9 protein-coding genes are annotated in these 12905 nt (G+C 55.8%); 6 read left to right on the plus strand and 3 right to left on the minus strand.

The features are described from left to right. The first annotated feature begins 11 nt into the window (after positions 1–11). From ACI0FG_RS06090 to ACI0FG_RS06110, 5 genes are read left to right on the plus strand one after another with little or no spacing between them, the layout of a single operon-like run. On the plus strand, positions 12–1430 hold the full coding sequence (locus ACI0FG_RS06090; RefSeq protein ID WP_419787661.1) for a biotin carboxylase N-terminal domain-containing protein: 1419 nt from the start codon (positions 12–14) through the stop codon (positions 1428–1430). Between the two features lie 4 nt (positions 1431–1434). Beyond that, complete coding sequence (locus ACI0FG_RS06095; protein ID WP_419787662.1) at positions 1435–3699, plus strand: acetyl-CoA carboxylase carboxyl transferase subunit alpha/beta; 2265 nt, start codon at positions 1435–1437, stop codon at positions 3697–3699. 53 nt (positions 3700–3752) lie between these two features. Beyond that, positions 3753–4400: a biotin attachment protein gene (locus tag ACI0FG_RS06100; protein ID WP_419787663.1), complete on the plus strand. Its 648-nt coding sequence runs from the start codon at positions 3753–3755 to the stop codon at positions 4398–4400. Then, positions 4401–4745, plus strand: a complete 345-nt coding sequence (locus ACI0FG_RS06105; RefSeq protein WP_419787664.1) for a hypothetical protein — start codon at positions 4401–4403, stop codon at positions 4743–4745. A gap of 44 nt (positions 4746–4789) precedes the next feature. Next, a complete protein-coding gene (locus ACI0FG_RS06110; RefSeq protein ID WP_419787665.1) occupies positions 4790–5338 on the plus strand; it encodes a single-stranded DNA-binding protein in 549 nt (182 codons plus the stop codon). Positions 5339–5918: 580 nt separating this feature from the next. On the opposite strand, the gene ACI0FG_RS06115 is transcribed toward ACI0FG_RS06110, so the two are convergent. The 3 genes from ACI0FG_RS06115 to ACI0FG_RS06125 form a co-directional block, all read right to left on the minus strand. Then, positions 5919–6803 carry a substrate-binding periplasmic protein gene (locus ACI0FG_RS06115; protein ID WP_419787666.1) on the minus strand — a complete coding sequence of 295 codons (885 nt, stop codon included), beginning with the start codon at positions 6801–6803 and terminating at the stop codon, positions 5919–5921. 62 nt (positions 6804–6865) lie between these two features. Then, positions 6866–7741, minus strand: coding sequence for a hypothetical protein (locus ACI0FG_RS06120; RefSeq protein WP_419787667.1), 876 nt, complete (start codon positions 7739–7741; stop codon positions 6866–6868). A gap of 111 nt (positions 7742–7852) precedes the next feature. Further along, positions 7853–11062 (minus strand): DEAD/DEAH box helicase, encoded by a 3210-nt coding sequence (locus ACI0FG_RS06125; protein ID WP_419787668.1) that lies wholly within the window; start codon positions 11060–11062, stop codon positions 7853–7855. A gap of 204 nt (positions 11063–11266) precedes the next feature. Between ACI0FG_RS06125 and ACI0FG_RS06130 the strand changes: the two genes are divergently transcribed. Further along, entirely contained in the window at positions 11267–12904 is a 1638-nt protein-coding gene (locus tag ACI0FG_RS06130) for a peptide-binding protein (protein WP_419787669.1), read from the plus strand. Position 12905: the final 1 nt, after the last annotated feature.

Genomic DNA, 12905 nt, shown 5'->3' on the forward strand with positions numbered 1-12905 from the left:
CGAGGCAACTCATGGTTCAAGACCGGCACAAGGTCCTCATAGCCAACCGTGGCGAGATCGCCATGCGGGTCATGCGCGCATGTCGCGAACTCGACCTGGATTTCGTTGCGGTCTATACCGAGGCGGATCACGAGTCCGGCCATGTTCGCCTTGCTCGGGAGCTTGGGGGCGACCAGTCCGTCTACAAGATTGTTTCCTATCTTGATGCCAATGAAATTTTCGCCGTGGCCGATGCGGCAGAGGCCACGGCCGTGCATCCGGGATATGGTTTTTTTGCCGAGGATTTCCGCTTTGCCCGGCGGGTGGTCCGGAGAGACCGGCCCATGGAATTCATCGGTCCCTCCTGGTGGGTTATTCGAGACCTGGGCGACAAGATCAATACCAAGCGCATCGCGCGCAGCCTGGGCGTGCCCACGGTGCCTGGTTCGGATCGTCCGGTATACAGCGAACTGGAAGCCGAGGAGATAGCTTCCAACCTGTTCGACTTTCAGACTGCCCAGGGTATTGTGGACGGCGTGGTCATGGTCAAGGCCTCGGCCGGAGGCGGTGGCATGGGCATAGAGGAGGTCGGCAGCTTCGGGGCCTTCCGTTCGGTCTTCCGCCGTATTCGCAACTACGCCAAGCGGAATTTCGGAGACGAAGGCGTCCTCATCGAACAGCGTATTTTCGATTTCAATCACCTGGAAGTTCAGGTGGTGGCCGAGCGCAACGGCGGGCAGCAGGTTCATTTCGGCACGCGCAACTGCTCCATTCAGTCCACCGGCAAGCAGAAGCGGCTTGAGGTGGCACCCGGCTTTGCCCCGGATATCATAGACTATACCTTTGATGCCGACGGTGTGCTTGATGCCATTACCCGCCACTCCCTGGCCATGGCCAAGGAGGCGGGCTATGATAATGTAGGGACTTGGGAGTGGATCGTCACTCCGCGAGGCGAGCCGTTTCTCATGGAAGTTAACACCCGCATTCAGGTGGAGAATGGAGTGTCGGCCATTATTTCGCGGGTTCATGATGGCCCGGTGGATATCGTGTCCGAGCAGATCCGCCTCGCGCTGGGGGGAAAGATGGGCTACGCGCAGGAGGATATTTCCTTTGACGGTGTGGGCATCGAGTATCGCATCGTGGCCGAGAACACGGACAATCGTTTTACCCCATGTACCGGGACCATCAATCGTTTTTCCTGGCAGCCCCATGACTGGCTGACCGTGCATACGCAGGTGCCGCAGGATCGGGCATACGAAATCCCCATGGAATATGACCCCAATCTGGCTCTGGCCCTGGTTTGGGGGAAAGATTTGGCCCAGGCCAAAGAGCGTGGCGTGCGTTTTCTGGACGAATTGGTGCTGGAAGGGGAATCCGGCGGCAGCAGCAAGGCTTTTAACAGCAACGTGAAGTATCTGCGGCAGCAGACCGGCCGGATACTGGAGTTCTGATAGTATGGATTTGGAACGGCGCATCCTCGACCTTAAGGACCGGATGACCTACATCCGGGATATTTTCGGCACTCGGGAGGACGATTCCATCCGGTTGCTGGAGGCCAGATTGGGCGAGGCTCTGGAGCGGGAGGCCAAGGCCCCCGGATCGGTCTCGGCGGAAGAACTCTCGCGCCTGGACGATTTGTTCTCCTTTTCCGAGAGAAAGCTGGACCTTGAGCTGACGCCCATGGATCGGGTGCGTATCGTCCGTCATCCGCAACGAATCTGTCTCAAGGATATTCTGGAAAACGTCTACGACAACTACACCGAACTGGGAGGCCGGGGCGAGTTCAATATCGATCCGGCCGTGCTCATCGCCCGAGCCTATTTTTCCAGAAAGGTGGGGGACAAGCCTACTCGGCAGATGGTCATGGTCATCGGCCATGAAAAAGGACACGGCGAGGCCTTTCGCAATGGCGGATCGGCCAAGCCGTGGGGCAACGCAAAGGCGTTGCACTACATGAAGGTGGCCGAAACCGAGAATATCCCGGTCCATACTTTTGTCTTTACCCCCGGAGCCTATCCCGTGGAGGACTGGCCGGGCGCTGCCCAGCAGATTGCCCGGAATCTCTATGAAATGGCCAACCTGCGGGTGCCCGTTATTTCCGTTTTCTCCGAGGGTGGTTCCGGCGGAGCAGAGGCCATCGGGCTGGGCGACCGGCGCATCATGCTTTCCCACGGATATTATTCGGTCATTTCGCCCGAGGGCGCGGCGGCCATCGAGGGCGGGCTGCGGGGAGGCGAGCGGGCCACACCAGAACTCATTGAGAAATGCGCGAGCCGGTTGCATATCACGGCCGAGGACAATCTGGAGAACGGATACATCGACCGTATATTGCGCGAACCGCCTCTGGGGGCCCGTCCCCATCATTACGAATTTTTTCGGGAGTTGCGGCAGGAGCTGATCCAGGCCACCAATGAGGCTGTCAGCGACGTCAAATCCATGAAGTTGTTCCGGGCCATGGCCGTGCGCGCCAGCCGGACGGATGAGGCCGAGTCCATCTTCATGCGCTGGAATCTTTCTCCGTCCGCATTGACCCGGCTGGTCGAATTGCGCCAGCGGAAGTATCGGGCCATGAGCCGCCATGCCCGGCTGGACGGGACCGGCATTCTCAAACGGGCCGTTGTCGGGGCCAAGGGAACCGTGGACGCCGTCCATTCCTATTTGCGGTATGACTTGCTCGGTCGGCAAAAGCGGCGTCTGGACAATATGATAGAGGAGCTGGGGGCCGAGGCGCATATTGTCCGTCGAAAGCTGCTTCTGCCACTCAAGCGGTCCATGGACAAGGTCCTGCCGGTTTCCGGGCTTGATGGGCGCAAGGGGGCGGACCCGCACGATGAGTTAACCCGGCTTTCCTGCCCGGAAGACGGCGCTTGTCTCTCCGGAAGCCAGTGGGCGTGGATCAGCCCGCGCAGCCAGGAAGATAGAACCATCTCCTGCCCCAATGTGCGCACGCATCATTGTCCCGATCTGTGGGTGCCCGATCTGTTCGGCGACTTTGCCGGAGTCTGCCCCAGCTGCGGCCATCATTTCCCCATGGAGTACCGCTGGTATCTGGAGAATGTCTTCGGCTACCGGGAATCCAGGGAGTTCAATCGGGACTTGGAGTCAGTGAATCCGCTCAACTACGAACAGTTTGGCCTCAAGCTCGATCGGGCAAAGGAACTTACCGGCCTGAAATCCGCCTGCATTACCTTCGGGACGACCATCGAGAACGTGGAGGCCGTTGTTGCTGTGTTCTGTGCGCCGTTTCGGGGGGGCAGTGTGGGGGCGGCAGAGGGAGAAAAGTTCATTCGTGCCGCCGAGCGCGCGGGGCGCAAGCGCCAGCCGCTTATTGCCTATGTTCACGGCACGGCCGGTATCCGCATTCAGGAGGGCGTCAACGGCGTTATTCAGATGCCGCGCTGCACTATCGCCGTCAGGCGTTACATCGATGCCGGCGGATTATATCTGGTCCTTTACGATACCAACTCCTACGCCGGTCCGGTCGCCAGTTTCCTGGGGTGTTCGCCATACCAGTTCGCCATGCGTTCCTCCAACATCGGATTTGCCGGACCAGGGGTTATTTCCGAGACGACAGGGCTGCCCGTGCCGCCCAATTATCACCGCGCCTACCACGCCTTGTCTCGGGGGCATATCCATGGAATATGGGACCGGAGAGAGGTGAAGAAGAATCTCCACCAGGCCCTCTTGACCATGGGTGGGCGCAACCTTTACTATCGTTAGCCCAAAAGGAGGCGCCGTTGCCTCCTCCCTATGACGCTATCTAAGGATAATACGTGCTGAATATCAAAGAGTTGCTCGATGAGGTGAAGACCTCCCCCTATCGTGAAATCGTGGTGGCCGCTCCCCATACCGGAGTGGTTGAGTTCGCCGGGCTCAAATCCGGAGATCAGGTTCGCGGCCGCAGCGGCGAGTTCAAGGAGAAACCGGGCACCCTGGTGGCCCATCTGACTCGCGAACACAATCGCAAGCCCATTACCGCGCCGGAAAAGGGCGAGGTGGAGAGTGTGCGCACCGAGCTGGAAGGCAAGTTCGTGGAGGCGGGCGAGCCGCTGGCCACCATCCGTCATTTTCTGACCCGCAAAGAGGTCATCGAGCGCATTCTTCAGGAAGCGCTTTTCCTGTTCCGGGCACCGGAGCGGGCCAAATATTATTTTGTGCCCGAAGTGGACCAGAAGCTCAAGGTCTCCGGCAAGCGCTCGGTCAAGGTGACCGAAGGCATGGAACTGATGATCGTTTCACGGATGAAGCGGGAAACCCCGCTTGCCTACACAGGGCCGGAAGGGATCATTCACTCGGTCTATTTCGGCCGTGGGGACAACGTGGACGAGGGCGCACCGCTTATCGGCGTTTGTCCCGAGGATCAATTGACCACTATTCAGGATGTGGTGGCCCGCATCCAGAGCGAGTGGGAGGAGGAATAGATGGGCACCGTACTCCAGGTTCGCGTAATGGCAGAGACATATAGCGAGGACGAGGTCAAAAAGGCCTGGCCCGCGCTGTGGGACCTGGTGTGGGAGGATGGTGGCGACGCCATCCCGAAGAAAGGTGTTCTGGAATTGGTTCAGGCTGTGTACAACGCCGTTCGTGCCGGGTTGGTTTCGTCCGACAAGGCCGATGCCCTGAGCGATGGGGCGGAGGCTGCCGAGGACCTGCGGTTCAAGTTGCAGGATGCCCTTGCGGCGCGTAATCCGCAGGAAGCGGACCGTCTGTCCTACGCCATCGAGGATGCGCTCGATGAACTGGAAGACACGGCCAAGAAATTTTGATATCCGTTGGGTTCATTCGTCAATGTTATGTTTAAGGAGTTGAAATGGCTGGAAGTTTAAATAAAGTTATCATTATCGGCAGGTTGGGGCAGGACCCCAAACTCTCCTATACCTCTTCCGGCCAAGCCGTGGCTAATTTTTCCGTGGCAACGGACGAGGGATACCGTGACCGTCAGACGGGTCAGAAGGTGGAGCGTACCGAATGGCACCGCGTGGTTGCCTGGCGGCAGACCGCTGAATTTTGCGGAAACTACCTGGGCAAGGGCCGTCTGGTCATGGTGGAGGGCAAGCTCCAGACCCGTAAATGGCAGGGCCAGGACGGGCAGGACCGCTACACCACCGAAATTGTTGCGGACAACGTGGAAGGCTTGGATCGCGCTCCGGATCGCCAGCAAAACGGCCAGGAAGCGCAGCAGAGCGGTTACCAGCAGCAGGGTGGCGGAGGCTACCAGCAGCAGGGAGGCGGCAATAACTACCAGAACAACAATTACCGCCAGAATCAGAATTCGTACCCTCAGCAGGACCAGCCTGAAGAGGACCTGGGTCCTGCATTCCCCTCGGAAGCGAGCGGAATGGACGATGTCCCGTTCTGATTAAGTGCCTTGCCAAAAGTGAGGCGATTGAAAAAGATAAGGACCTGTTCCTGTTGGTGTCATGCTATGGCCGGTTGGCTGTAATCGTCTGTATAATCAGCCTGGTTTATGACCGTAACCCTCGCCATGCATATGTATCGGAACCGTTTGGAGTGATATCAGCTGCCCGAATAGGCAACAGTTCTATTCAATCAACTCCTTTTGCCCAGTGGAGTCAGGCAAAAATTGTGGAGGATTCGTCATCCCTTTGGATGGGAAAAGCGATAGTGTGGTGTTGAGGATGAGGGGGAGCCCCTTCCGCCGACGCAACACAAGGAGCTTTAAGTTACATGTTGGAAATACTTCAACCGGCCTTTCAGACCGTTCAGGCATCTTTGCTTTGCCTTGAAACATTGTTCGGTCTTTTTCCTTCTGAATTGATCTGTCCTGTGACCCTGAATCTGGCTGCCCTTGCTGTAGTCCTTATGGCGGCGGTTAGATTGGTGAGTTCATCAGGCAAGAAAAGAGACAAGTTGTCCCGATAACGCAAAAGGCCGCTTCTGATAGGAAGCGGCCTTTCTTATGTGCTCTCGGAGATGGCTTAACGTGTCGGGCTTGAGGCCAGAAATACTTTATTAACAAGGTTGGGGGAAATCAGCGGAGGAAGGCCTGGTTTCGCCCTGTACTGCTGGATGTACTTGTCGATGATACGGTCCAGGCTCCCGTCCTTTTTCATGCGCCGGATGACTCTGTCGAACTCGTTCAGTCGGGCCGCATAGGGCGAGTCGCTGTTGATGAGGAGATGAAACGGCATGGACTGCAACGTCACCTCGGTCTGGACGATGTATTGCTCCATTCCCGTTTCGACGATGTCCGGCCAAGCTCCACCCGGCCATTCAATGACGATATCTCCCCGTTTGTTTGCCAACATGCGCCAAACGTTTTTCAGTTTCGGCGTTTCGTATGTCTTTATTCCATTTGCCTTGATGTTTTTGTCGTTCCATCCATTCCCGGAATAGGTGACCACGATGAATCCCCCGTGCCGGATGTCCTCAACCGATCGAATGGCTTTGATCTCTTGCAGCCGAGGGTTCCCGGCATAGGTGAATACCTTGAGCTTTTTTTCGTAAAAGGGTGTTTCGTGGGTGCTTGCGTAGAGCAGTCGATTGGAAGTGGGCGAAGTGATCATGGCATCCGCAGCCCCGGTCTTCACCCGCTCCTGGCACCTTGGCCAGGGGAAGGATTCCCATGTGGACTGAATCCCCATCCTGTTCAGGGCTTCGGTGACGATATCATGGAAGAATCCTTGGACGCTGCCATCGCGTGTGGCGAAGAACGGCCAAAATTCAGGGAAATCAATGCGGAGAGGGGGTTGCTCTGCCCGAGAGGATCGAATCCCTCCCGATAGGAATATGACAGTAGTCAAAAGTGCTATGGCGGCAAGTTTGCCTAAGGGGATAACTCTTTTCCAATACTTGGTAACCATGAGCGCAGAGTAGCACAGTCTTGCTGGCAGTCAACGCAAGCATTCAATAAATATCGACCTTGTTATCCTCGTTTTCGACCACCCTTTACGGAATAGAAGGTGTTGTAGACCAGGGTGAGCACACATGCGAAAACGGCTGAAGCGATGCCTATTCCCACATTGTAATAGGGAGGAGCGGTCAATGCCAGCCGGATAAGTAAGGTTGCCAGAGCAAAACCTGAATTTCGGAAGATTGCCCGGAATACGGGGAGAAAGCGTTGTGCAATAAGCACAAGCATGATGTCGCTGAAAATCAGTACGGTGTAGAAACTTTTGAAGAAATGAAACGGTTGTTGCCCTGAGAGCAGAAGCAGTCCGTTTTTGATTCCCATTCCCAGAAAAATGACCAGGATGAAAAGGGCGACGATTTTCTTGGCTGCAACGAATTTAAAGAGTGTCTGTCCCCGAGATAGGGTGTCGTCCAGATTGCGTCGGAGCATCGTATAGACGCCCAGCAAGCCGAAAATGACTATCGCGCCACCGCCGTCGCTCATCAAAATCCATAGTTCCTGCTCGTGGCCGGATATGGCAATGGGTTCCGGAAAACCGGCCAGGGTCTTGAAGGCGCTTCGCAGCAGAATGAGGGCCAGGATCTCGAATTGTTTGCCCACGGCTTTGGATATGGAGCAGGGCAGGGTGAAGATAAGGCCAATAACTTCCAGGACAAGTACCAGCGTAAAGGCGATATCAATAGCCATGAAGTGATTGGTTGGAATCAGTTCGGCCATTCCGCCCGTAATCAGCCCTTCGCGGTTCATCTCAATGACGGCAAGGGAAAGCAGGAAGACTATTATCAGAACTCCGGCAACATTCCGTTGGGTGGAGTCCTTCTCCCAAAAATGGTGGAGAGGATCAAACGAGTAGGTGGCCCAGTTGTATATGTGATTCATCGGTCCCATGTGGAGTACCTTCGGTTATCATTTCTGTATCTGCATGACGTCGACGCAACTATCCTACCAAGATTTGGCAGGATAGTAAACAGGAATGATTCCTAAATCGTGATATAACAACTAAATTTCAAAAAGCATTTCCAGATCATCGCGCGTCAGGCTCTTCAGCGCAGACTGTCCCGGGATAATTGCTTCGGCCACATCCTTCTTTTGCTCCTGCAGCTTGAGGATGCGTTCCTCCACCGTATTCTGACAAATCATCTTGTAGGCAAATACCTGTCGTTTCTGACCAATGCGGTGTGTACGGTCGGTCGCCTGATTCTCCACGGCCGGGTTCCACCACGGGTCGTAGTGGATGACGTAGTCCGCGCTCGTCAGGTTGAGGCCGGTGCCACCTGCCTTGAGGGAAATGAGGAAGATGGGAATATCGGGGTTGTCGTTGAACCGGTCCACCTGGTCGAAGCGGTCCTTGGAGGAGCCGTCCAGATAGGCAAAGGGGATTTCCCTGATTTGCAGCCAGTTGCGAATGACATGAAGCATGCGGACGAACTGGGAGAAGACCAGCACCTTGTGGCCGCCGCCGATGATGTCCGTAACCAGATCCTTGAAGGCATCGAACTTGCCGGAAGGCAGGTTGGTGGACACGCCGGGAATGTCGAGCTTGAGCAGGCGCGGGTGGCAGCAGATCTGCCGAAGTTTGAGCAAGGCGTCGAGAATGGACATCTGGCTCTTGGCCATGCCTTTTTCGTCCACGTCCCTGAGCACCTGGTCCTTGAGCTTCTTGGCCACGGCATTGTAAAGCTCTCGTTGTTCGTCCACCAGATCGCAGTAATGGGTTGTTTCGATCTTGGGCGGCAGGTCCTTGGCAACCTCCGACTTGGTACGCCGCAGGATGAACGGTTTGACCCTGGAGCGCAGATAGTCCAGCGTCTCCTCGTCGCCGTCCTTGATCGGCTTGACGATGCCGCGCTGGAAGGAGTGCTGGGACCCCAGGAAGCCGGGCATGAGAAATTCAAAGAGTGACCACAGCTCGAAAAGATTGTTCTCGATGGGCGTACCGGAGAGGCAGACGCGCAGGCCGGCCTCCAGTTTGCGCACGGATCGGGCTGTGATCGTGTTGGGATTCTTGATGTTTTGGGCTTCATCAAGAATCACGCTGGCATACTCGTACTTGAGCAGTTCATCCAGGTCCCGGCGCAGCAGGGCATATGTGGTGATGACCAGATGCGATTCATTGATGTGCTGGAACAGGTCTTCACGCTTGGCGCCGTAGATGGTCAGCCGCTTCAGGTTCGGGACAAACTTCTCGGCCTCACGTTCCCAGTTGGGCAGAACGGAAGTCGGGACGATGATCAGGTTTGGACCGTCTATCCCGGAGTCCACCAGAGACTGGATGTAGGAAAGGGTCTGGATGGTTTTTCCAAGTCCCATTTCATCGGCCAGAATACCGCCGAATCCGTATTCACGCAGGAAGCTGAGGTAGCTGAGGCCCTGAAGCTGGTAGGGACGCAGGGTTGCCTGCAATTCCTTGGGCTGCTCAATGGTGCGTATCTCGCTGAAATTATTAATTTTTTCACGCAGCTTGACGAAGTACTCGTCTGTTCTGGCCTGCGGAAGGTCTTCCAGAATCTTGTCCAGCACCGGCGCTTCGAACTGGTTGAACTGTGTCTTGGGCGCCTTTTCCGGATCGTAGCCAAGGGCCTTCAGCTTGTGGCCGAGCTTCTTGAGCCAGGATTCCGGCAGACTGGTGTAGGAACCGTCCTTGAGCTGAACGTATCTTTTGCCCTTGGTCCAGGCTTCCCAGATGACCTCGATGGGGACGGTCTGGTCGTCGTACTCGACCGAAATTTCGAGGTTGAACCACTTGTCGTCCTCGTCGGTCTCCACTTCGGCCACAACTTGCGGTTGCGTGGTCCGTACCTTGTATCGCGTCAGATTCTGTTCGCCGAATACGCGGTATGCCTCCACCAATTGGGGATAATGGTCGAGCAGGAAGTTGATGGCTTCTTCCTGTTCCATGAACCAGATGGAGTTGCTGCGCGGCTGGAAATGCATGTCCTGCAGTTCGGCCATGAGCTGGGCCTCCTCATCCTGGGCGCGCCGGATGAGGTAGCTCTTGCCGCCTTCGTGGTAGCTGCCGGTCTGGAGGTCCGGGTTCGGGCCGGGCATGACGAATTCGCCGTGCTCGTTTTCGTAGATGTTCTGTACCTTGAGGACGAGCAGGCTGCCCTCTTCGTCCAGATAGAGCTTTGGATTGTAGTCGGCCTGCTGGAAAATGGGGCCGACCCGTTCCAGGAAGTCCTCCTGGCCGTAGAGATCGGAGACGGGAATTTGCGTCCAGACCCGATCCAGAAATTCCGAGACATCGGCGTGCGGCACAATGGGTTTTTGCTCCACCATGCCCTGAACCAGTTTGGGGTCCAGGCCGGTCTGTACCGGATAGAAGGAGTTCTTGTAGTAGACCCAGAGGGGCAACCGGCCATAAAAATAGATTTCCTCCTCATCCGTGATGGAGAAGGGCATCTTGTCTTCCCTGGCGAGCAGAATGTCGAAGCCCAGGCCGTCTTCGCTCAGACTCGGGGAGAGCTTGAGCTGCATGGTCTTTGACTCGATGGTTACCGGCTGGTCAGTATCGCGCAGATAAAGGTAATATTCGTTTTTGATGGCCCGGAAAAACCAGGAGTGCAGCCCCGCAGGAATTTCCACACGGTGGCCCCAATAGTCGAGGTAATGGCCTATCTGCTCGGCAACGCCGGGCAGGGCCGGGGAGGGATCGCACCAATCCGGGTTTTCCACGATCTGGGCGAGGGTGACCTCGTTTTGAACCTGGGAAATGCCGGACTTGTTCTGGCGGGCACGAAAAAAGGCGACCTGGAGCCGACCGAGCTCCGGGAAGATGCGATAGATGAGATAATGACGGCCAGCCTCCGGCTCGAGCGCGGTGGCAAAAAATGGCCGAAATGTCTGTCGCCAGTCCGTGCGGGGCGTGGGAACGGTGTCCTCGGTATCCGCACTGAGGGACTTGAAAAGTTTGACGGCCGTAGCGGCCACATGGCGGCAAACGCCGGAAAAGGAATCCGGGCAGTTGCAATAATAATTGATGGTTCTATCACTCAGGTTGAGGCCGATTTCCGAAGTGTAATTCTGGAATTCGTCTCCCTGCACCTGACCATCGATATCCCAATACTGGTCCCGCTTTTTCAGGTCCAGTTTTTGGACGCCGCCTTCCGCAACAAGATCATTGGCTCCTTCCAGAATATAGTCCGGAACGGAGTCATTGATAAAATCCCCGAGGATCGATTTAACTATTTTTTCTTCACCGCTGGTCATCTGTTCTCAACTCAGTCGTACTGCCGGATATGGCAGGAATTGAACGGCTTCAATACATACTTAGCCGTCGTTCGGCAAGCTGTGGAAAAGAGAATCTAACCGAGGATACCGCCTTGGCTTTTCCCCCCCATTGGTACATAGTATCGACACTGGCCGATGCTCTTACCATTTTATGATCCAACCATCGCCGTTTTGCAAGATAAAATGAGACTGCGCACGCTCCTTATAATAACTTTTCTTTTCGTCGCTCTTGCCGGGTGCGGTGCGGACGGCGAACCTGCCACGCCTGTTCCTCCTGTCCGGGCCGATCAGGTGCCGGCTTTGCCGGAGGAAGGCGGCAGCCTCGTGCTTGATATGCTGGGAGAGCCGAGCAACCTCATTTCCATCCTGGCGACCGACAGCGCATCTCACGAAATCGCCTCACAGATTTACGTCAGTCTCATCAAGTATGACAAAGACCTCAATCTGGTGCCCTATGCGGCCGAGTCCTTTGAAGTGTTGAACAACGGCAAGTTGATCCGTTTCAAGTTGCGAAAGGACCTCCGCTGGTTCGATGGCGAGCCGCTCACCGCCCATGATGTGGAGTTTACCTACCGTTTGACCATCGATCCCAAGACGCCCACGGCGTACAAGGAAAATCTCAAGGCGGTCTCCGGCTTCCGGCTCATTGACGACTACACCTTTGAGGTGACCTACGACCAGCCGTTCGCCAAGGCGCTTATTACATGGGCCATGGATATCCTGCCCGAGCATGTCCTGAAAGGGCAGGATTTGCTGAATACGAAATATAGCAGACAGCCTATGGGCGCGGGGCCGTACAAACTGGCCGAGTGGGTTCCGGGCAGTCGGCTCGTACTCACTGCCAACCCGGATTTCTTTGAAGGAAAGCCGTACATTCACCGGCTTGTTTATCGAGTCATACCGGATCAGTCCACGCAGTTTCTCGAACTCAAGGCTGGCAATCTGGATACCATGAGCCTGACGCCGCTCCAATATCTCTATCAGACATCAGGGCCGGGCTGGGACGGCAGCTTCAATAAGTTTCAATATCTTGCTTCCGCCTACACCTTCCTTGGATTTAACATGGACCATCCCTTCTTTAAGGACGTGCGTGTGCGTCGCGCCATTGATTTTGCTCTTGATCGACGGGAGTTGGTTAAGGGAGTGCTCTATGGCCTGGGCGTGGCGGCCAATGGTCCTTACAAGCCTGGTACCTGGCAGTATAATAAGGATATCAAGCCCCGTGCCTATAATCCGAAAAAGGCGCGGGCCTTGCTGGCCGAGGCAGGCTGGGCGGATACGGACGGAGACGGCGTGTTGGACAAGGATGGCGTTCCCTTTGCCTTTTCCATCATCACCAACCAGGGCAATACTCAGCGAATCAAAACCGGCGTCATCATCCAGCAGCGGTTGCGGGATATCGGCATCGTTGTCTCGCTGCGTACGGTGGAGTGGGCCGCCTTCATCAAGGAATTCATAGATAAAGGGCAGTTCGACGCCGTTATTTTGGGGTGGAATATTCTGGAAGACCCGGATATCTACTCGGTCTGGCACTCGTCCATGGCCGTGCAGGGCGGGTTGAACTTTACCCGATACAAGAACCCCAGACTGGATGAGCTGCTTGAGCGCGGCCGCAGGCTGGTTGTGCCGGAAAAGCGCAAGCCGATCTATGATGAGATTCAGCAAATTTTGCACGACGACGTGCCATATTGTTTTCTTTGTGTGCCCAAGGCCTTGATAATTGTGCAGGCTCGTGTGCAGAATATAAAAGCGGCTCCGGCCGGTATTACATACAACTCCACGCGGTGGTGGATTCCCCGCTCACTGCAACGTCAGCCATAAC

Origin of the sequence: Pseudodesulfovibrio sp. 7M6 (assembly GCF_050058625.1) — a bacterium.
Taxonomy (GTDB): domain Bacteria; phylum Desulfobacterota; class Desulfovibrionia; order Desulfovibrionales; family Desulfovibrionaceae; genus Pseudodesulfovibrio; species Pseudodesulfovibrio salinus.